Origin of the sequence: Neobacillus kokaensis, from assembly GCF_014656545.1 — a bacterium.
GTDB classification, from domain to species: Bacteria; Bacillota; Bacilli; order Bacillales; family Cytobacillaceae; genus Neobacillus; species Neobacillus kokaensis.
The window spans coordinates 176,364-194,631 of record NZ_BNDS01000006.1 but is presented as its reverse complement, the minus strand read 5'-3'; the positions used below and the strand labels follow the sequence as shown (position 1 = coordinate 194,631).

Below are 18,268 nucleotides of genomic sequence, written 5' to 3'. Positions count from 1 at the left end.
TCTTATTAAATTCTCTTCACTATGTCAAGTCCTTTTTAAGAAAATTCTAAATGAACATTCAATTTAGGATTCCCAATAGGATTTTTCTACCACAGTTTTTTTTTACACTTAAGCAAATAATAATTGATACAACATTTAGAAGGCGGGATAGGAAGACAAATGGATTATATTGAGCAATTATGGAACCTGCGGGCGGCAAAAAAGAAGAAATCCAAGGCCCGCAAAAATGGCTCCGGCGAGATTTCAAACCAGAAGTGGGCAATTCTTTCATTATCCTCTATTCCCTTAGTCATGACATTGGGAAACTCGATGTTAATACCTGTACTGCCGTCCATGGAAAAAAAATTATCGATATCGGCGTTTCAGTCAAGTATGATCATTACTGTTTATTCGATTGTGGCTATTTTATTAATTCCTTTAGCTGGGTATTTATCTGATCATATCGGCAGGAAAAAGGTGATTATCCCAAGTCTCATTATTGCTGGAATTGGCGGTCTAATTTCAGGTTGGGCTGCATGGAACCTTAATAATGCCTACTGGGTTATTTTAGCTGGCCGAGCGCTTCAAGGGGTTGGGGCAGCTGGGGCATTCCCGATTGTACTCCCTCTTGTGGGTGATATGTTTAAAAATGAAGATGATGTAAGTACCTGCTTAGGGCTTATCGAAACATCCAATACCTTTGGCAAAGTTTTAAGTCCTATTTTTGGAGCCTTTCTTGCAGGGTTTATCTGGTTTTTACCATTTTTAGCATTTCCCGTTTTTTGTGTCATATCTGTATTAATGATGATTTTTCTTGTGAAGTCCCCTAAAAGTTCTCAAAAGCCAATCCCTTTTAAGAATTTTTTTATTGGGATTAAAAAAACCTTTAAAGAAAAAGGGCGCTGGCTGTACGCAATTTTTTTTATTGGCGGAATCTTGATGCTCGTCCTTTTCGGTATTTTATTTTACCTATCAGAGGTTTTTGAAACGCAATATGGAATTAAGGATATAAAGAAAGGATTCTTTTTAGCTTTGCCGCTTGGGGCGCTTTGCTTATCCTCATTCATTAGTGGCAAAATCATTAAGAAAAATAAGGTTTTAATGAAATGGTTAACCTTTGGCGGTATTCTCGCGGCTGCACTATCCATTGCAGCTTTATGGTTCTCCATTAAATTATGGTATATGATTGGGATGTTCTTAATAAGCGGTGTAGGGATTGGGATTGGTCTGCCATGTCTTGACTCCCTTATTACTGATGGGGTGGAAAAGCAAGAACGTGGTACCATTACATCCTTTTATACTTCCATGCGATTTATCGGTGTAGCAGCTGGTCCACCAATTATCGCTTTGTTAATGAAATACTCAAATCATTGGATTTTCATCATCATGAGCACCCTTAGTCTTTTGGCTGCAATAATTGCTTTACTAGCGATAAAGCCGGAAACTAAAGGGTAAATATAAGAAAACTGAGTATCGTCGTGAATTTACTCAGTTTTTTTATTTTTACCCATTTTTTCTACCGAAAAAATAATTTTTATGCTATAATATTTATTGACTTAATTCAGTCAATGCGGGTGTGGTTTAATGGTAGAATTTCAGCTTCCCAAGCTGACGGCGGGGGTTCGATTCCCCTCACCCGCTCCATCCAATCGGAGAAGTACCCAAGTGGTTATAAGGGGGCGCACTCGAAATGCGTTAGGGCGGGCAACTGTCGCGTGAGTTCGAATCTCACCTTCTCCGCCACATACATAAAAATGCAGCGTCAGAGTTTTCTGGCGTTTTTTCATCTTATTAGAAACATTTATTCAATAATTATTTGAACAACCAAATAAGTGTATAATAATTTGGAAACCATTATAACGTAAAGGATGATTTACTTGAACATCACTGGCTACACAGTAGAAAAATTAGAAGATCCCTTCGGCCTGCTTTCCGGAGAGCGATATGAATTTTTTCTCGATCTTGATATAGATGAAGAGGATGAACTTTATTCTGAAAAAGGCGTCGGTTTGAGGGTACTTTTTGTTGTTAATCAAAATGAGTTTAAAATTGCCAACTATCATTTTTTTGAAAAAGGAAACGATGAAGTTTTCGATTTTGTCCTTGAGGATGATGAGGAAGAAATCGTGATAAAGTTTTGTAAAGAGCATTTGGAAGATTAAAAATAAAATAAAGGGGCTCCTAGAGGGAGCCCCTTACTAAAAACATTTTATCAAAGATTAAACTGCTTTTACGTTAGCAGCTTGTGGTCCACGAGCACCTTCAACGATTTCGAAAGAAACTGATTGACCTTCTTCTAATGTTTTGAAACCTTCTGATTGAATTGCAGAGAAGTGAACGAATACGTCTTGACCGCCTTCAGCCTCAATGAATCCAAAACCTTTTTCTGCATTAAACCATTTTACTTTACCGTTTTTCATGGAATTACCCCCAACATATTGTTCACTTTAAAGTTTATCTTACATTTAAATAAAAAAGCCGTAATTACACGCTGGGCAATAGACATCACCCACATTGACCGTGCAGTTACGACTACTCATCCAAAAATATTTAACGAACTTAAAGCGTAATTACATTATATAACGCATTTGGGGATTCGTCAAGCCATTTTCAAATTCCTTATGCTTCTTTCTTTACTTTTGCAGCCGGCTTTTTTCTTGGTGCCACGGCTTTCTTTGGTGCTGGTGCTGATGCTGCCGTCTTTGGTTTTGTCCGGTCAATTGAAGCCTGCAGTGCTGCCATTAAATCGGTCACATTCGAAGCAGCAGGCTCCAATGTTTGCGCTGAAACCGTTTCTTTCCCTTTTCGTTTAGATTCAATTAATTCCAACAACGCCGTCCGATATTCATCGGTGTATTTTTCAGGTTCAAACTCAGTTGTTAACTGATCAATCAACAAAATAGCGGTATCGAGTTCCTTTTTAGTTACTTTATCCTCCGCTGGAACGTTGGGTACATCGCCTGCTCTTCGAACTTCATCTGGATAATGAATGGTTTCCATTACCAATGTATTTTCGTAAACCCTAATTACGGCCATCTGCTCTTTTGACCGGATAACTATTTTAGCAAGGCCCACCTTTTCAGTTTCCTCCAACGCCTTTCGTAATAATGAATAAGCTTTACTGCCGCCTTCATTTGGGGACATATAATAGCTCCGATCGAAATAGATTGGGTCTATTTCCTCGATCTTTACAAAATCGATAATTTCAACTGCCTTCTCCTCATTTTCTTTTCTTAACTTTTCAAGTTCTTCATGATCCAGAACAACAAATTTACCTTTTGTATATTCATAAGCCTTGACGATCTCCTCAGGCTTTACTTCTTCTTCGCAAACTGAACAAACCTTATCATATTTTATTGGGGCATGACATTTGTTATGCAGCGTTCTAAGCTTGATATCCTTATCCTCTGTTGCCGTATGAAGCTTAATTGGGATATTGACAAGACCAAAGCTGATACTGCCCTTCCACATAGTATGCATAAACAATTTCTCCATTCTTTTTAGTAATAGTGTGTGATTCTTGGTTCATGGCATGCGCAAAAACTTATGGAAAAGGATGAAATGTCTGCTTCGTACGCAAAATAAACTAAAAAAGGGGAAATTTCAATGAAACCTATGCTGCCTACTCTTACCTTTGACAAACCTGTACGTCCCGGCTGGCTTTACGAGGTTAAATATGATGGCTTTAGAGCCATATTGGATTGGGATTCAAGTGGGATTAAATTAACAAGCCGTAATGGTAAAACGTTATTACCGCAGTTTCCAGAAATAAAGGAATTTTTATTGACCTATGAAACAGCATTCAAACCATTTTTGCCACTAAGATTCGACGGAGAACTAGTGTCATTGGAGAACCCGTATAAGGCGAGTTTTTCTGCACTTCAAGTACGAGGGCGATTAAAGGCTGTAAAAAAAATTCTGGAACAGGCCGAAAATGCCCCGTGCCGTTTAATGGTTTTCGATCTTCTACAATTAGCGGGGAAATCACTTTACTCTCTTCCCTTTAAAAAAAGAAAAGAAAAACTGTTGCAATTATTCCAGTCCCTGGCTTTGGAAACAGATGCAGACCCAGCAAATGAACAGTTGCTTCAGCCAGTAACAGCTTACAATAATTTTAATGAAATATGGGAAAAAGTCGTCCTTTTTGATGGAGAAGGTATTGTAGCGAAGAATGAGCAAAGTTTATGGGAGGAAGGAAAACGTTCCATACAGTGGTTAAAATTTAAGAATTGGAAATACGTAAATTGCTTTGTTACTTCCTTCGATAAGACTAATGGATATTTCTTTGTTTCCGTTTATAAGGATAGTCAAACTCATAATATTGGTCAAGTCCTGTTCGGCTTTAAACCAGAAGAAAAACAGGCACTCGGGCAGATTATTAAACAAAACATGGTACAGGAGGATTCTCAATTTATTTATGTTGAGCCAGCCATATGCCTTGAGATTAAATACTTAGAACTATATGATAATCAGCTGCGTGAGCCGCATTTTAACCGCTTCCGGTTTGATATGCAGCCTCATGACTGTACCTTTAATACATTTATCTTTGGACAAAAAAATGTAACCGAAGAATTAGAAATTACACACCCAGAAAAACCGCTATGGGACAAGCTGGATATTCAGAAAGGAGATTATATCCTTTATTTACGGGAAGTGTCTCCCTATTTGCTGCCATTTTTAAAAAATCGCCTCTTAACAGTCATCCGTTATCCGCACGGTATGTTCGGTGAAGCCTTTTATCAAAAAAACTGCCCTGAGTATGCCCCGGACTTTGTGGAAACACATAAAGCTGATGAAATTAATTATATACTTTGTAATAATCTAAAAACACTTATCTGGTTGGGGAATCAGCTGGCAATTGAATTTCATGTACCATTTCAAACGATTAACAGCAATGGACCTAGTGAAATTGTTTTCGATTTGGATCCGCCATCAAAAGAGGATTTCCATTTAGCGGTTAAAGCCGCTTTATTGATTAAAGAGGTGCTTGACCAGCTTAATTTAATCGGCTTCATCAAAACCTCCGGCAATAAGGGCTTACAGATTTACCTGCCGCTTGCAGAAGGTAAATTTACTTACGATGACACAAGGCTGTTTACCAGTTTTATCGCTGAGTATTTGATATCAAAAGATCCGGATTCCTTTACAATAGAAAGAATGAAGAAAAAGCGCGGCAATAGACTGTATGTTGATTATGTTCAGCATGGGGAGGGTAAAACGATTATTTCCCCTTATTCCCTAAGAGGAAATGAACATGGCGGGGCTGCTACACCGCTGTATTGGGATGAAGTTGACTTAGCACTTGATCCAAAAACCTTCACGTTGCAAAATGCTTTAATTCGCCTGAAGAACAAGGGAGACCCCTTTAGAAATTATTTTCAAACAAAAGACATTCAGCCGTTTGCTCCAGTTCTTGATGTATTAAAACAAAGCAGCGTAAAAAAAGGATAAGGGGGCCGCCTTATCCTTTCATTTTAGTATTTAAATATTGCTGAACCTCTGCCTGAAGTTTTTCATATGCGTTTTGCTCAGTTAATTCCGTTTTGGCTGTTAATTCAAAGGTGCCTTTGGCTAAATTAACACTAACTTCCGCATTGTATAAGTAGGTGGCATTGCCGATTAAATCTATTTTGTAATCCCTCTCAAGTTGATGAACGACACACTGAACCTTACCGCCATTATTATATACATCAATCACTGCTTCAAAGTCATTTAGACCTTGCATACAGGTTACTAAAGATGAGGCTGACATTGCGGTTCCACATGCATTTGTAAATCCAACTCCGCGCTCAAACGTCCTTACATAAATGGATCCTTTTTCAAGCTGTTTGACAAAGCTTACATTGACACCATCTGGAAATAGTTCATTTGGGCCATTCACTTTCTCACTTAACAGCTTTTGTATATCGCTTCTTAGTGTCTCGACATCAACAATTGTGATTAAATGCGGGTTAGGTACGGCTAGTGCGGTAAACCTTAATTCATCTGAGAGCTCCTGAATTTTTTCATTGTATAATGTTGGTTTATTAAGTTTTAACGGCAAAGCCTTTAAGTCGAACATGACAGGAGAAATTTCAACTTGATACGTATGGACTTCTGAGATAAGTTCCGCTTGCTTGCTTACCTTTAAGTCTGCCTTCATTGTTTCTACGACCGCTTCATTTTTCTCAATCAATTCACAAAGATAACGGGCAACGAGCCGCAGTCCATTACCGCACATCGAGGCTTCTGAACCATCCGCATTAAAGACCCGCATCCTGCCATCTGCCCGGTCACTCTTTAACACAAACAGAATTCCGTCAGCACCAAGATTTGTGTCCCTGTCACATAGCAGCTTAGCAATTTCTACCCGCTCCGTTTCAGAAAATGAATAAGCATTTGTTATTTCATCAATTAACAGAAAATCATTACCAGAACCATGGCCTTTGATGATATTTATTTCCATTTATAAAAACCCCCGCAAAAAAAATATACAAATATCATACCAAACAATTTTGCTTAGGGGAACTTCTACCTCTCCATGAAATATTCATTAATTAAAAACGACATTCTAAGAAGCTTATCCTGCACTGATAATTTTCCGCTAAAAGATAGAACCGGCGTATTGGGTTCCGGAAATAACAGGCTCCATTCCACTGGCATCCAGCCTCTACGAAGCCGGAGGACTTGCATATTTTCCTGATCCACTAATTTTTCATCCATAAAGATGCTGGAACCCACAACACTGCCGATACAATTCCCCTTAGAATCAAATAATTCCCTCGTACATTTCAGCCATTTAAGCTTCGTTTTCTTTAAGCATCCTAAATAAATTCTCTCCTTGTCGAAAACTTCTATTTTTTTCCCCTTTACCCTAAAACAGGCTATTGCTTTATTATTAGAGTTATATAGAATATAAAATTTTGTTAAATTTAACTTACGAACCCCTTTGGGATGATATTTCTTAATGTTTCCCGCTAAATGTCCATCAGGATAATAAAAATGCAGGCTGGGACCTTGTGTTTGATCGTACAGCACTAGTAAATGGCTTGCTGAGAAAAATGACTGCTCTTTTTCTTTGATCCACCGTGCTCCCATATTTCTATTTATCGTCATCGCCTGCCTTTTACGTAAAAGATAAAGTTGAAAACAAAAAAAGCTGTATAGAAAAAATGGAATTGTTAACGTAAAGATTATTTCGTTTTGAAAAAATGATAGATTTACTGCAACTAGTATAGAAATCAGAAATAAAGCTGCAATACTGCTATTTAAATTCAAATGTGCTGCATCTCGGTAATAGTCATTTATTTTCATTTGGAAAACTCCTTATTAAATCCTCTTTTACTAGTTTATTTAAAATAGGATTAAAAAATGATAGAAGTTTTTCCTTGTCTTAAATTGAGAAAACGTAAAATATCCCGACAAATAGTTGTCGGGAATATGATTTATAGGGCTTATTTAATTAACCGAAAAATTAAAGGGAATTGGTACTCCTGCCCTTCATAAGCTTTGATCGCTGCAATGATTGTATATACAAATAACATGATTCCCAGAACAGCAAGTGCTGCAAAACCAATTAGAATAATGGTTAGTAAGCCGCTAATAAAGAGGTAAACGGAATAGGAAATGAAAAAATTAAAATATTCTTTTCCGTGATAGTCGATAAACGATGATTCCTCGCGCTTAATTAACCAAATAACTAGCGGGCCTAGAATTGGCACAAAAAAACTAATGACATACATTAATGCAGCAAGCATTCTTTCGTCACTTTTTACCATTTGCCTTCCCCCATTGGAATTTTTTTATTCCTTCCCTATTATGTACGTATTACTTTGGCAAATGTTTCATACTATTTATCAAGAATTTCCGAACTTGAATACATGATCCATCTTCTCCTAACAGTTAAATGTTGATAAAATAGAAAAAACACTATTTTGGAGATGTAGAAAGGTTTAATTATGACAAAAATACTGCTAAAAAACGCGACGATTTACCCGATTACCTCTAGTCCATTACAATGTGCCGATGTTCTGATTGAAAATGAAAAGATTATTAAGGTTGGTTATAACATTCCAGTTGAATCAGGTAATAAAGTAATCGATTGTACAGGAAGTTATTTGTTTCCCGGCTTTATTGATGTTCATACCCATCTCGGCCTTTATGATGAAGGAACGGGGTGGGCTGGTGATGACGCTAACGAGACGGCTGAGGCTATGACTCCGCATATCCGGGCAATGGATGGTGTATATCCTTTGGACCCAGCTTTTACTGATGCCGTTAAAAACGGAGTTACAACGGTTCACATTATGCCAGGCTCTGCTAATATTATTGGCGGAACCACTTCAGTCATTAAAACAACAGGAAAAAATATTAAAAAAATGATTGTTCAAGAAATTGCCGGGTTAAAAATTGCTTTAGGTGAAAACCCAAAAAGAATTCACAGCCAAGGAAAAAATGACTCTATCACTAGAATGGGAATCATGGGAATGCTTCGGGAAGCATTTTATAATGCAATACATGCTGATAATCTTGATGAACTAAGAATTAGCCCGCTGGTCATGGCGTTAAAAAGGGAAATTCCTGTCAGAATTCATGCCCACCGTGCGGATGATATAATTACTGCCTTAAGATTAGCGGAAGAGTTTAACCTTGATTTACGGATTGAACATTGTACTGAGGGTCATTTGATCGCCAGCGAACTTGCAGGAATGAATCTTAAAGTCTCTGTCGGTCCGACATTAACAAGGAGATCCAAAGTTGAATTAAAGAATAAAACCTGGAAAACTTATCAGGTCCTTTCAAATCATGATATTGAAGTATCCATTACCACAGACCATCCTTATACACCCATTCAATATCTAAATATTTGTGCAAGTTTAGCCGTCAGGGAAGGACTTTCTGAACAAAAAGCACTTGAGGGAATTACCATACTTCCTGCTCGAAATTTGAAAATAGACAATTTTGTGGGAAGTATCGAGGCTGGAAAACAGGCTGATTTAGTGCTATGGAGTCATCATCCATTTCATTATTTAGCTAAACCTCGCTGGACGATGATTAGCGGTGAAATTATTTATATAGATGCGTAGAACCTTGTAGATAATTGGAAAAAAATTTAGATAAAATTCGCCAAAAAAAACTATTTTCTTTTGGCTTTTTTTTTTGTATGATACTCTTGATGATACTTTTTGAACCACAAATTTGGGGGTTTTTCAAAGTTATATAGTTATACAAAAATAATATAGGGAAGGCAAATGGTGCGCCACCAGTTTACTGGTTCTAGTGGGTTCGATTCCCACCCCGAAATTTTTTACGATACTTTTATAAAAAATTTCGAGGGTGGACCGCTATCTTTGCATGGGTGCGGAATGCCCTATTGGAGGGGTACGTATGCTTAAAAAGCGCGATCTTCACGATTGCCATGTACTGTATGATTTAATAACGCATCCTGATGTCTTCCCTTTTGTACGTCAAAAGGCAGCAACTTACGATGAATTTTTATTTATGACAAAACAAACCATCGAAGCTGAAGAACGCGGGGAATTAATCTCCCGTACCATTCTTGATGAATGGGGGGCACCAATCGGCACGATCAGCTTGTTTGAAATCGAAAATCAAGCTGGATTTTTAGGGACTTGGCTGGGTAAGCCATATCATGGGAAAGGCTATAATAACATCGCTAAAGATGCCTTTTTTCAAGAGTTATTCTACGAAATAGGAATTGAAACAGTTTTTATGCGGATTCGAAAGGTCAATGCCCGCTCGAGAAAAGCCGCTGAGAAACTGCCTTATGTAGTCAATGCCAATGAAACGCGAAAATCCATTTATGACCAATTAAATGCTAATGGGGATGTATACGATATATATGAAATCCCAAAGGATTTATATACCTTTCATTTGCTGCGTAACGGCTCGCTGCAAACTGATTCCCGATTATTGGAAGCATAAAAGCAATCGGCAAAACCGATTGCTTTTTTCATTATTTATTCCATTACACTTTGTTCGATTGCTTCATCCAATTCACTCACACCCATTTGGAGCAAAAAATCTTCTAATTCCTCATTCGTTACTGTTTCAAAGCGGCCATCGTGATAGAGTATTTGTGTTTGATTAGGATTAATTCGATTTAGATTAAAACTCATTTTCTTTGCTCCTTTCGCCGTAGATTAATGATTATTATCCACAACCAAAAGGTTTTTCATACAAGAAAATCAAATTGTTCAAAAAATTGTAAAAACCAAGGTTTACTGTTTGAAAATTTTCCCTAACACATCAAAACCTCCTGTTACTGGTATGATGCTGCCGGTAATGAAGTCTGATTTCTCATCTATCAGAAATCCGATTACGCGGGCAATATCCTCCCCCGTACCTTCTCTTCGGCTGGCTTTATTGCTTTCTAAAGCTGTTCTTGATTCTTGAATGCTTTTTTCCTTCCATTCGTTCGTAATATCGCCTGGTGTTACCATATTAGCGGTTATCCCGTGTTCCCCTTCTTCTATGGCAATGGTCCTCGTCAAGGAAGCAAGTCCTGTCTTCGCCGCAGCAAATGCACTGCGATACACCCAGCCAGGAGCAGATTCCACCCGATCAAAGCCGAGGGTAATGATTCTTCCCCAGCTTTGTTTGCGCATGATTGGAATAACCAGCTTTGATAAATAAAACACGGAATTCAAATTTCCGTTTATCAAATAATCCCATTCTTCTAAGGAATAATCAGTTAGTTTTTTTCTTTCATGTATGTAAGGACCAGCATTATGAATGAGAACATCTATTGTTTTATATACTGACAGCGTCTCGTTGACAACTCGAACACAATCCTCCTTACGGGCAATATCACCTTGAACAACAATACAGTTAACTCCATACCGGTCTTTTATGTGCTGTGCTAAACAAATAGCTTCTGATTCACTTTTCCGGTAATTAATTGCGATTTGGTATCCTTTTTCCGCAAGGTGAATCACGGTTTTTTTTCCAATTCCGGATGCTCCTCCCGTAATCAAAGCAGTTTTCTTATTCACAAACATTACCTCTCTACTCGTAAATTTCTCTCTATATTTAATGTTAAAAAGAATCCTTTATATATGCAAATTTTTATACCCTGCAAGGCTAAAGAAAGATTTAATAACGAATGGGCATTTCTTTGCATAGGATGTGTTATAAATTAAAAAGGATGTGACAGCATGCAGACTGTTATCAATATTTTTAGCTTTAAAATTAACAGTGTTTCTAATAATGGGTCTGTCAACATCGGAGAAGCACTTCATAATGCTCATACCGCTAATTCAAAATCACAAGGTGAAAATACATCTTATGGTGATTATGCTCCGCCTAACTCAGCGATGGAAAACGTCTTTATAGATCCGGACGTTAATGATATGGGAGATATAGCAAATCCATCAAATGTTATTTCAAATCCCATATAACATATAAAAGGACTGAAAAAGAATATGCCCTTTCAAATAAATATTTTTAACATTAAAACTAATGCCATTAATAATAACGGCAATATCGATTTTGGCCCAATCATACAAAACTCCCATACGTCCAACACGAAATTAATTGGCACAAATATGGCTTTTGGAGATTTATCCCCTGCAACTTCTGCTCATATAAATAATTATATTGACTTTGATGTCAGTGAACTAGATCAAATTGCCAACCCTTCTTTGCCTAATTTAAATCAAATTTAATGACAAATGTGAAAGGATGAAAATGTATGTTTCCTTGGAATATATTCCCTTTTAATAAAGACATGAAGGAGTCGTTACAAAAAATGAAGCCAGGCGAAATTGATAAATATGTCCAAGATATTATAGGAAAAGCACTACCCGATAATATGAGAGGAATGATGAATCCCCAAGAGATGTTTAATGCCTTTCAACCATCCGCCTCTCAAAACTCAGCACCAACAGGCAGTTTAAATTCTTCTGCCTTTGAGACACATGATTATGTGTATGTCAGGGTTCCTATTAAAGATGAAGAATGGTTAAAGAAACTCCGGCTTTATCACACATCTAATCAATTAATTCTTGAGCATATACCGGAACATGATGATAAACATACTATTACCTTACCAGCAATTGTAAAAAAGAAAGGAGCAGCTGCCAACTATAAAGACGGCATCCTTGAAGTAAAAATCCCTAAAAATGTAGATATGCAATTCTCCCAAATTGATGTTACAGAAATAATGTAAAATGTATTTTTGCATGTTTCTCCAAACCATTAATATGATGAAATAACCGTTCTTTCGCAAGGAGTGATATCATGGAGCTTGATAAATTAAAAAAATGGATGGACGCTGCACAACAATTTCAATCGGAGGCGTTTTGGAATACTATATTCGATAGTCCCCAAAAGAATTCCTCTAAACATGTTAACCCTTTTAAAGCTGCTGATTTTTTTCCAAAATGCGACCTATTCGAATCTGGTAATGAATTAATTGCCGAAATTGAACTCCCGGGAGTTACGAGAGAAAATTTGAACCTTTCCATTCAAGAACAGATGCTGACAATTACCGGAGAATTTAAATCATTCAAGCAGCAACGGACGTATTTTTTGAAAGAGCGGGCGAGTCGGTCATTTAAAAAAGAAATAACCCTGCCATATCCAATAATCATTAACAAAGTCAAATCAGAAATTAATAATGGGATTTTATCTATTCTCATGCCAATTAACCGAGAGGAAATGGAAACGATCCCTATAAATTTTAATCAATTTAATACAGAATAGAGGGCTGACATGTTACGTGTAGAAAAGCTCATGATTAACAACATTGATTCAACCAACAACTTTGGAAGTTTAAGGATAAACGAATTGATGGGAACAGTGAATATTGGAACAATCTATGAAGGAAACTTCCCCAAAGATATGCAAAAAAAATTAAATGAAAAACTTAGTAAAAAAATTATAGACCCTTCACCATTTAAAAAGGACAGATAGCTGTTCTTTTTTATTTTTATAACTTACAGTAATTTTGTTCCAGGTGTTGCCCCTTCCATACAAATCAGGACAGGTACATATTTACTTTTTAAAATGCAAAAAATAGTTTTATCAAATATTGAAAGGAGAAGTTTATGTCTACCCCTTATCGCTGTCCTAATTGTAAAACAAATCGAAGCCGTTTTAATATGATTCAGCAAGTATCCCACTCAGTGAAACTTGACCCGCAAACTGGGGACGTCGTTAAAGAATATAATGATCACGAATTAGAACCATTTCACCATCCCTATAACGGTCCTGACTATCGAATCCAATGCGGTACATGTGGATTAATTGAAGACGAACGCACCTTTATAAAATTTGGCGAACAGCCAATGTAAAGTAAAACACCTTTATTAACAACCATTCGTTAATAAAGGTGTTTATTGTTTTAACAGATTATTTTCCGTTAAAAAATGAATAGAATCCACTTTCCAAGTATCTTGTGGCGAGAATCGAACTAAATGTATCTCTCCCCGAAAAAAATGCCTGCCTGTTTTATTAAACCATTCAACATCAACCGGAACATCCAAGCTGATTTCTTCTGTTAAATCTTCTGGGGGTAAGTATTCCATTCGTGATAAATTGATATATTCAAGCTGCGGCAGGATCGGCTTCCAATTTACTTTTTGAAGAGAAATTTTTGATACAATTCGTTTATCTTGCTGCTTAAAAGCAGTAAAATATGCGTAAATGATATCATATGGGGTTGCTTTTGCTAAATATTCATTTAATTTGCCGCCAGCCTTTAAAACCATCAGCATATGTGATAAATCCATAGAATTCGTCCGATGGGTTGTGCTTCCGTAAAAGTGGATACAAAAATGTCCTGGAAAATTATTTTTTAATGCCCCGGCTCCGTGCGGCATGCCATGCATCGAGGCGGCGATCCAATGATCCTTATGTATTACAATAATTGCTCTTCTTTTCCAGCTCCATTTACCGCCATAAATCTTTTTCATAATACTAGTATCTTTGGCTGTCAGCGGCTGGACATCAGCATGGTGGCTGCCGGCTCTCCTTTGAACTTTAAATTTCTTTCCTGTTTCAACATCCAATACTGTAAATTTTGTATACTTTGGCAAAATTTGATTAACTTCTTTCCAGTCGGGCATTTCAATTTTATAGCTGATGTTGGCAGCTGCAGCTGTTTTCTCCAAAGGTACAGCTAGGAGGAAATGAAGAATAATTAAAATGCCTATTGTACTTTTCATCGACTTCCTCCTTTATTAATAACCTCACATTTAAAGAATTGCCTGAACAAGAAAATATCATTCATTATTTTAATGAGATTAAAACAAAAAGCGGATGCATATGATCCGCTTTTAGCCAATACGATTCTTTTTTACAAAAGGTTATTTCATTCTTTCCTTTAATACTTCAACAGCCTTTTTGAGCTGGGTATCATTTTTTTCAATTTTTTCTCTTAAAAGCCCCATCAGCTTAATTGTGGTGTCACCCTTGACCACTCCGTCAGCCTTTAGTTTATTCGCTTTTTGGAAAGCAATTACGGCCTCTTTTGTTTTTTCATCAAAGAACCCATCGACACGACCAGGATTGTAGCCAATTGCCTTCAACATCTTTTGAGCAGTCTGAACCTCAGTTGAAGCAGTAGACTTGGATAATGCCTTTTCCGGGTCAATTATTGACAGCGTTGCATAATCTGGCAATGCTACTGAAACATCTGGTTCGATTCCTTTTTTATGAATCCAATTGCCGTCCGGTGTCAGCCACTTTGCAATTGTATATTTAATATTAGAACCATCTTTAAAATCTGTAGTCGTTTGAACAGTGCCTTTACCAAATGACTTTTCCCCCACCAGCGGTATTCCAGCTGATTCTTTAACGGCAGCAGCCAGAATTTCTGATGCACTGGCACTTCCCTTATCAATCAATACAATTAAAGGCAAGTTAGGATTTCCTGCATTTTGTGAAGGGATTTCGGTAATTTTCCCATCACGGTCTTCTTCTTTTACAATTACTTTCCCTTTCGGAACGAACATACTGGAAATGCTGACAGCTTGATCTAATAAACCGCCGGGATTCTGCCTTAAATCCAGTACGAGACCTTTCATTCCTTTTTTCTGTAAATCATTTAAAGTTGTAACAAGTTCCTTCGATGTGTTTGTGGAGAAGCTGGTAATTTGAACTTTAGCGATTTTGTCGTCAACCATTTCACCATAAACAGTTTCAATTGGTATCTCATCCCGCACAATAGGCACAGTTATTGGATTTTCAGTACCAGGCCGTTTAATGGACAATTCCACCTTAGTGCCTTTTTTACCGCGGATCATCATTACCGCTTGCGTAGAGCTCTTACCTTGAAGGCTTTTTCCATCGACAGAAAGAACAATATCATTAGGCTTTAAACCTGCCTTTTCTGCAGGAGAACCTTTAATCGGTGAAACAATTACAATGTGTCCATCTTTTTCTTGTATTTCTGCTCCAATTCCTTCAAATGAAGAAGATATTGTACTATGAAAACTCTTTGCCTCTTCCTTCGTCATATAATCGGAATACGGATCATCTAATGCCTCAACCATACCGTTAATCGCACCATTAATCAGTTTTTGATCATTCGTTTTTGTATAATACTTTCCTTTTAAGGTATCAAAGGTATCATACAGTTTATTAAATTCTGAACGTTCGTTTCCAACAGTTACTACCTTTTCATCTCCAAATGAAAGGGCTACTGCCGTTATCCCTGCAGATAAAAAAACAATTAAAAACAGCAGCATAATAAAGTGGAATTTTTTCAGGCGAATATAACCTGATTTATTTTCAACAGTATGCTCTTCAACTTTTTCATTTTCCATTTTCTCTTCTTCCAAAGCCTTCACCACTTTCATAAACCATCAAAATAAAACTTCCAAGGATAATGAGTTTGTACCATAAAAGAACCCTTAATGTTTAGAATAACATCTTTTTTATAAAAATAACAAAGAAAAGTTAATGAAAGCTAAAAAAACAAAAACCCCTTCCTAAGGAAGAGGTAAGCTTAAAATTATTCCTTAATGGCTGCCTCTAAGGCAACTTCAATCATATCATTAAAAGTTAATTGCCTTTCCTCAGCTGATGTTACCTCGCCTGTTAAGATATGGTCACTGACAGTAAGAACAGACAGGGCTTTGCGGCCAAATTTTGCAGCTAATGTATATAGCGCCGTTGTCTCCATTTCCAGTGCGAGAATTTGGTATCTTGCTAATTTTTCTAGATCTTCATTATCATTGTAGAAGGAATCAGCTGTGAATACACTTCCTACTCTTAAATTAAGACCTTTTTCAATCCCTGCATCATAAGCCTTCTTTAGAAGATCAAAGTTCGCTGTAGGAGCATAGTCAACATGCCCAAAGGTAAGGCGATTTATATTTGAGTCAGATGAGCTGCTCATTGCCAAAATAACATCACGTACCTTGACATCCTTTTGGATGGCGCCGCATGTACCGACGCGAATTAATTTTTGAGCATTATAGCTTTGCATTAATTCATGGATATAGATAGAAATGGAAGGGACACCCATACCCGTTCCTTGAACGGAAATTCTTTTTCCTTTGTATGTACCAGTGAAACCAAACATATTACGAACTTCGTTATAACAAACTGCCCCATCTAAAAATGTTTCAGCAATATATTTTGCTCGAAGCGGATCACCGGGTAGTAAAACCGTTTCAGCGATTTCATTTTCTTTTGCATTAATATGTATACTCATAAAATATTCCTCCAAACTTTTTGTAATCATTTTGTACCATAGTCAATATAACATAAACATTTTTCAATGAAAAACCTTATCAAGAAAAGACATGAAATTTTTAAATTGTGGAAAGCTAATTATGATTTACAATCATCAACATTGTCCCTTGACAATGTAACGGGAGGAAATGGATATGGGTAAAAAACATCGTGCACGAATAAATTCACCTAAAAAAAATAATCATATTCCTGCTGAAGCGATTGTTGCAGAACATGAAGCACATGCCAAAGAGCATCAAGCAACTGGCGGTCGCAAAAGATAATTCATTTTGTTATTCAACAATAAATAAACCTAAGGAATGTTCCTTAGGTTTTATATTTACGCTTCAGAGCAATGTGATTCGGTTAATCGGCACCCATCCACCAGGTTTTAATTGATAATAGTGCTGGCCCCCGCGGCCTTCATCAATTAATACAATGTCGCCTGTAGATACAAACCGCCCCTTATAATTGGCGGGGATTCTATCAGTTACATTAAAGGTGCTAAAGGTCTCTTGCAGACAATGCTCACGGCTGTCAGCCGGGATATTTATCCGATAGACTTGTTGATGACCCTTTTTCTCACGCTGTTTCGGTGTTTGAAATATCGTCACGTCATATTGCAAGCTGCCTCTTTTCGTTATAGCCCTGATCATCATATCCCTCCAATTAATAGAATTATTCGTCTTTCCTATTAATTAGAGATGGACATCGTCAAATCCTTCAAAGAAATGACACTATTTTTGTCGAATTATTTGATTTTTTGCAATTTATAGCATATTTATTGTTATGAATACCGTTGAATGACCGTTTGGATTTTTTGCTGTAAATATGGAATATCCGAATCGGAAACCGTTAATCTTACATGTGTTTCATCTGTTCCCAACGCCTCTGAGAACAAACCGGCAAGACCTCGGGCTTTGCGGTCTACCTGGAACATAATCTCAAGTCCGCCATTACTAGATGGAAAGAAAACTACTTCAAGCTCATCTAATCTTCCACGAAACGGTCCCGATACAGGTACAAACTCAAATTCCTGTACAAATGGCAGACGCCCTCTTAATCGCCTTGGAACCTCTTCACAATCCGCTTCTCTAATTCTAAAGCCGAGATGGTCAACAGCATGAAAGACAGCAGTCATTAGTGGATTAGGAACCACTTTTATATAATCTTTGTCGCTTGGATCTACACCGCCTTTAATATCTAGACCAGTTGTTACCCATATTTTTGATCTGCCGATTGACAGCGGCGTGTCGTATGGAAGCTGAAAAGTGAACGGAATTTCCCTTCGTTCATTTTTTCTAATCATAAATGGAGTTGTAAGCCTAAACCGTTCAATTGTTGCGTTTACTGAATACTTTCGATCATCTGATTCACGTAAATACGTCGTATTTAGAGACAAATAGATTTCATCAATCTGCTGATCTATTTTTCCGCCTCTTATATCGACGACACCGTTGACTGTTTCACCAGGCATATACGTATCTTTTTCAAGCTTGGTATCAACCTCAGCAGCACCTATTCCAACACTAGCAAAGACCTTATTAAAGAATGACATATAACTCCCCCTTTTTTAACATCATCGGTATATACGGATTTTTTAAAT

The 18,268-nt window shown here is 37.1% G+C and carries 24 protein-coding genes and 2 tRNA genes; 14 read left to right on the top strand and 12 right to left on the bottom strand.

The window, feature by feature from the left end:
- The first annotated feature begins 159 nt into the window (after positions 1–159).
- The 4 genes from bcbE to IE222_RS09440 all read left to right on the top strand — a co-directional run bounded on the left by bcbE (position 160) and on the right by IE222_RS09440 (position 2,141).
- Positions 160–1,434 (top strand): bacillibactin exporter BcbE, encoded by a 1,275-nt coding sequence (bcbE, locus tag IE222_RS09455; RefSeq protein WP_191272186.1) that lies wholly within the window; start codon positions 160–162, stop codon positions 1,432–1,434.
- A gap of 115 nt (positions 1,435–1,549) precedes the next feature.
- A tRNA-Gly gene (locus tag IE222_RS09450) sits at positions 1,550–1,623 on the top strand.
- A gap of 7 nt (positions 1,624–1,630) precedes the next feature.
- Positions 1,631–1,722: transfer RNA gene (locus IE222_RS09445), tRNA-Ser, on the top strand.
- Positions 1,723–1,847: 125 nt separating this feature from the next.
- On the top strand, positions 1,848–2,141 hold the full coding sequence (locus tag IE222_RS09440) for a DUF6509 family protein (protein WP_191272078.1): 294 nt from the start codon (positions 1,848–1,850) through the stop codon (positions 2,139–2,141).
- A 57-nt stretch (positions 2,142–2,198) separates the two neighbouring features.
- Here the strand turns inward: IE222_RS09440 and IE222_RS09435 are convergent, their stop codons facing one another.
- Both IE222_RS09435 and ku read right to left on the bottom strand, forming a co-directional pair.
- Positions 2,199–2,399 carry a cold-shock protein gene (locus tag IE222_RS09435; RefSeq protein WP_191272076.1) on the bottom strand — a complete coding sequence of 67 codons (201 nt, stop codon included), beginning with the start codon at positions 2,397–2,399 and terminating at the stop codon, positions 2,199–2,201.
- A gap of 199 nt (positions 2,400–2,598) precedes the next feature.
- Positions 2,599–3,459 (bottom strand): non-homologous end joining protein Ku, encoded by an 861-nt coding sequence (ku, locus tag IE222_RS09430; RefSeq protein WP_191272074.1) that lies wholly within the window; start codon positions 3,457–3,459, stop codon positions 2,599–2,601.
- A 126-nt stretch (positions 3,460–3,585) separates the two neighbouring features.
- Between ku and IE222_RS09425 the strand changes: the two genes are divergently transcribed.
- Complete coding sequence (locus IE222_RS09425; protein ID WP_191272073.1) at positions 3,586–5,430, top strand: DNA ligase D; 1,845 nt, start codon at positions 3,586–3,588, stop codon at positions 5,428–5,430.
- A 10-nt stretch (positions 5,431–5,440) separates the two neighbouring features.
- On the opposite strand, the gene dapF is transcribed toward IE222_RS09425, so the two are convergent.
- The 3 genes from dapF to IE222_RS09410 all read right to left on the bottom strand — a co-directional run bounded on the left by dapF (position 5,441) and on the right by IE222_RS09410 (position 7,736).
- Entirely contained in the window at positions 5,441–6,424 is a 984-nt protein-coding gene (gene dapF, locus IE222_RS09420) for a diaminopimelate epimerase (protein WP_191272071.1), read from the bottom strand.
- Between the two features lie 65 nt (positions 6,425–6,489).
- Positions 6,490–7,272, bottom strand: a complete 783-nt coding sequence (locus IE222_RS09415; protein ID WP_191272069.1) for a hypothetical protein — start codon at positions 7,270–7,272, stop codon at positions 6,490–6,492.
- A 140-nt stretch (positions 7,273–7,412) separates the two neighbouring features.
- Positions 7,413–7,736 carry a DUF4870 domain-containing protein gene (locus IE222_RS09410; protein WP_191272067.1) on the bottom strand — a complete coding sequence of 108 codons (324 nt, stop codon included), beginning with the start codon at positions 7,734–7,736 and terminating at the stop codon, positions 7,413–7,415.
- 180 nt (positions 7,737–7,916) lie between these two features.
- Between IE222_RS09410 and IE222_RS09405 the strand changes: the two genes are divergently transcribed.
- Complete coding sequence (locus tag IE222_RS09405) at positions 7,917–9,044, top strand: amidohydrolase (RefSeq protein ID WP_191272065.1); 1,128 nt, start codon at positions 7,917–7,919, stop codon at positions 9,042–9,044.
- Positions 9,045–9,345: 301 nt separating this feature from the next.
- Positions 9,346–9,903 carry a GNAT family N-acetyltransferase gene (locus tag IE222_RS09400; protein WP_191272063.1) on the top strand — a complete coding sequence of 186 codons (558 nt, stop codon included), beginning with the start codon at positions 9,346–9,348 and terminating at the stop codon, positions 9,901–9,903.
- 35 nt (positions 9,904–9,938) lie between these two features.
- Here IE222_RS09400 and IE222_RS09395 read toward each other — a convergent pair whose 3' ends face one another.
- Both IE222_RS09395 and IE222_RS09390 read right to left on the bottom strand, forming a co-directional pair.
- Complete coding sequence (locus IE222_RS09395; RefSeq protein ID WP_191272061.1) at positions 9,939–10,097, bottom strand: hypothetical protein; 159 nt, start codon at positions 10,095–10,097, stop codon at positions 9,939–9,941.
- A 102-nt stretch (positions 10,098–10,199) separates the two neighbouring features.
- Positions 10,200–10,973, bottom strand: a complete 774-nt coding sequence (locus tag IE222_RS09390) for an SDR family oxidoreductase (protein ID WP_191272059.1) — start codon at positions 10,971–10,973, stop codon at positions 10,200–10,202.
- A gap of 162 nt (positions 10,974–11,135) precedes the next feature.
- Between IE222_RS09390 and IE222_RS09385 the strand changes: the two genes are divergently transcribed.
- The 6 genes from IE222_RS09385 to IE222_RS09360 all read left to right on the top strand — a co-directional run bounded on the left by IE222_RS09385 (position 11,136) and on the right by IE222_RS09360 (position 13,274).
- Positions 11,136–11,378: a spore germination protein gene (locus IE222_RS09385; protein ID WP_191272057.1), complete on the top strand. Its 243-nt coding sequence runs from the start codon at positions 11,136–11,138 to the stop codon at positions 11,376–11,378.
- A gap of 24 nt (positions 11,379–11,402) precedes the next feature.
- Complete coding sequence (locus IE222_RS09380) at positions 11,403–11,645, top strand: spore germination protein (RefSeq protein WP_191272055.1); 243 nt, start codon at positions 11,403–11,405, stop codon at positions 11,643–11,645.
- Between the two features lie 26 nt (positions 11,646–11,671).
- The gene (locus IE222_RS09375; protein WP_191272053.1) at positions 11,672–12,148 is read left to right on the top strand and encodes an Hsp20/alpha crystallin family protein; all 477 of its coding nucleotides are present in this window, start codon (positions 11,672–11,674) and stop codon (positions 12,146–12,148) included.
- Positions 12,149–12,219: 71 nt separating this feature from the next.
- On the top strand, positions 12,220–12,684 hold the full coding sequence (locus IE222_RS09370; protein WP_191272051.1) for an Hsp20/alpha crystallin family protein: 465 nt from the start codon (positions 12,220–12,222) through the stop codon (positions 12,682–12,684).
- Positions 12,685–12,693: 9 nt separating this feature from the next.
- Positions 12,694–12,894, top strand: coding sequence for a hypothetical protein (locus IE222_RS09365; RefSeq protein WP_191272049.1), 201 nt, complete (start codon positions 12,694–12,696; stop codon positions 12,892–12,894).
- A gap of 134 nt (positions 12,895–13,028) precedes the next feature.
- Positions 13,029–13,274 carry a DNA alkylation repair protein gene (locus IE222_RS09360; protein ID WP_191272047.1) on the top strand — a complete coding sequence of 82 codons (246 nt, stop codon included), beginning with the start codon at positions 13,029–13,031 and terminating at the stop codon, positions 13,272–13,274.
- A gap of 42 nt (positions 13,275–13,316) precedes the next feature.
- On the opposite strand, the gene IE222_RS09355 is transcribed toward IE222_RS09360, so the two are convergent.
- The 3 genes from IE222_RS09355 to deoD form a co-directional block, all read right to left on the bottom strand.
- Complete coding sequence (locus IE222_RS09355; RefSeq protein WP_191272045.1) at positions 13,317–14,147, bottom strand: hypothetical protein; 831 nt, start codon at positions 14,145–14,147, stop codon at positions 13,317–13,319.
- Between the two features lie 141 nt (positions 14,148–14,288).
- On the bottom strand, positions 14,289–15,749 hold the full coding sequence (locus IE222_RS09350) for a lmo1851 family serine protease (protein WP_191272184.1): 1,461 nt from the start codon (positions 15,747–15,749) through the stop codon (positions 14,289–14,291).
- Between the two features lie 188 nt (positions 15,750–15,937).
- Positions 15,938–16,642 (bottom strand): purine-nucleoside phosphorylase, encoded by a 705-nt coding sequence (gene deoD, locus IE222_RS09345; RefSeq protein WP_191272043.1) that lies wholly within the window; start codon positions 16,640–16,642, stop codon positions 15,938–15,940.
- A 175-nt stretch (positions 16,643–16,817) separates the two neighbouring features.
- Here deoD and yoyE point away from each other — a divergent pair, with 175 nt between their 5' ends.
- Entirely contained in the window at positions 16,818–16,946 is a 129-nt protein-coding gene (gene yoyE, locus IE222_RS26695; RefSeq protein ID WP_269085676.1) for a protein YoyE, read from the top strand.
- A 63-nt stretch (positions 16,947–17,009) separates the two neighbouring features.
- On the opposite strand, the gene IE222_RS09340 is transcribed toward yoyE, so the two are convergent.
- On the bottom strand, positions 17,010–17,318 hold the full coding sequence (locus IE222_RS09340; RefSeq protein ID WP_191272041.1) for a hypothetical protein: 309 nt from the start codon (positions 17,316–17,318) through the stop codon (positions 17,010–17,012).
- 131 nt (positions 17,319–17,449) lie between these two features.
- Positions 17,450–18,220, bottom strand: coding sequence for a sporulation protein (locus IE222_RS09335; RefSeq protein WP_191272039.1), 771 nt, complete (start codon positions 18,218–18,220; stop codon positions 17,450–17,452).
- Between the last annotated feature and the right edge of the window lie 48 nt (positions 18,221–18,268).

What these genes read in the sequence shown, in the direction of transcription:
- IE222_RS09415 (WP_191272069.1), bottom strand. Translation starts at nt 7,272, where the DNA reads ATGAAAATAAATGACTATTACCGAGATGCAGCACATTTGAATTTAAAT.
- IE222_RS09425 (WP_191272073.1), top strand. Translation starts at nt 3,586, where the DNA reads ATGAAACCTATGCTGCCTACTCTTACCTTTGACAAACCTGTACGTCCC.
- IE222_RS09350 (WP_191272184.1), bottom strand. Translation starts at nt 15,749, where the DNA reads ATGGAAAATGAAAAAGTTGAAGAGCATACTGTTGAAAATAAATCAGGT.
- IE222_RS09370 (WP_191272051.1), top strand. Translation starts at nt 12,220, where the DNA reads ATGGAGCTTGATAAATTAAAAAAATGGATGGACGCTGCACAACAATTT.
- IE222_RS09440 (WP_191272078.1), top strand. Translation starts at nt 1,848, where the DNA reads ATGATTTACTTGAACATCACTGGCTACACAGTAGAAAAATTAGAAGAT.
- IE222_RS09375 (WP_191272053.1), top strand. Translation starts at nt 11,672, where the DNA reads ATGTTTCCTTGGAATATATTCCCTTTTAATAAAGACATGAAGGAGTCG.
- IE222_RS09395 (WP_191272061.1), bottom strand. Translation starts at nt 10,097, where the DNA reads ATGAGTTTTAATCTAAATCGAATTAATCCTAATCAAACACAAATACTC.
- IE222_RS09405 (WP_191272065.1), top strand. Translation starts at nt 7,917, where the DNA reads ATGACAAAAATACTGCTAAAAAACGCGACGATTTACCCGATTACCTCT.
- bcbE (WP_191272186.1), top strand. Translation starts at nt 160, where the DNA reads ATGGATTATATTGAGCAATTATGGAACCTGCGGGCGGCAAAAAAGAAG.
- deoD (WP_191272043.1), bottom strand. Translation starts at nt 16,642, where the DNA reads ATGAGTATACATATTAATGCAAAAGAAAATGAAATCGCTGAAACGGTT.
- IE222_RS09435 (WP_191272076.1), bottom strand. Translation starts at nt 2,399, where the DNA reads ATGAAAAACGGTAAAGTAAAATGGTTTAATGCAGAAAAAGGTTTTGGA.
- IE222_RS09335 (WP_191272039.1), bottom strand. Translation starts at nt 18,220, where the DNA reads ATGTCATTCTTTAATAAGGTCTTTGCTAGTGTTGGAATAGGTGCTGCT.
- IE222_RS09400 (WP_191272063.1), top strand. Translation starts at nt 9,346, where the DNA reads ATGCTTAAAAAGCGCGATCTTCACGATTGCCATGTACTGTATGATTTA.
- IE222_RS09380 (WP_191272055.1), top strand. Translation starts at nt 11,403, where the DNA reads ATGCCCTTTCAAATAAATATTTTTAACATTAAAACTAATGCCATTAAT.
- IE222_RS09365 (WP_191272049.1), top strand. Translation starts at nt 12,694, where the DNA reads ATGTTACGTGTAGAAAAGCTCATGATTAACAACATTGATTCAACCAAC.
- ku (WP_191272074.1), bottom strand. Translation starts at nt 3,459, where the DNA reads ATGCATACTATGTGGAAGGGCAGTATCAGCTTTGGTCTTGTCAATATC.
- IE222_RS09385 (WP_191272057.1), top strand. Translation starts at nt 11,136, where the DNA reads ATGCAGACTGTTATCAATATTTTTAGCTTTAAAATTAACAGTGTTTCT.
- yoyE (WP_269085676.1), top strand. Translation starts at nt 16,818, where the DNA reads ATGGGTAAAAAACATCGTGCACGAATAAATTCACCTAAAAAAAATAAT.
- IE222_RS09340 (WP_191272041.1), bottom strand. Translation starts at nt 17,318, where the DNA reads ATGATCAGGGCTATAACGAAAAGAGGCAGCTTGCAATATGACGTGACG.
- IE222_RS09410 (WP_191272067.1), bottom strand. Translation starts at nt 7,736, where the DNA reads ATGGTAAAAAGTGACGAAAGAATGCTTGCTGCATTAATGTATGTCATT.
- dapF (WP_191272071.1), bottom strand. Translation starts at nt 6,424, where the DNA reads ATGGAAATAAATATCATCAAAGGCCATGGTTCTGGTAATGATTTTCTG.
- IE222_RS09355 (WP_191272045.1), bottom strand. Translation starts at nt 14,147, where the DNA reads ATGAAAAGTACAATAGGCATTTTAATTATTCTTCATTTCCTCCTAGCT.
- IE222_RS09360 (WP_191272047.1), top strand. Translation starts at nt 13,029, where the DNA reads ATGTCTACCCCTTATCGCTGTCCTAATTGTAAAACAAATCGAAGCCGT.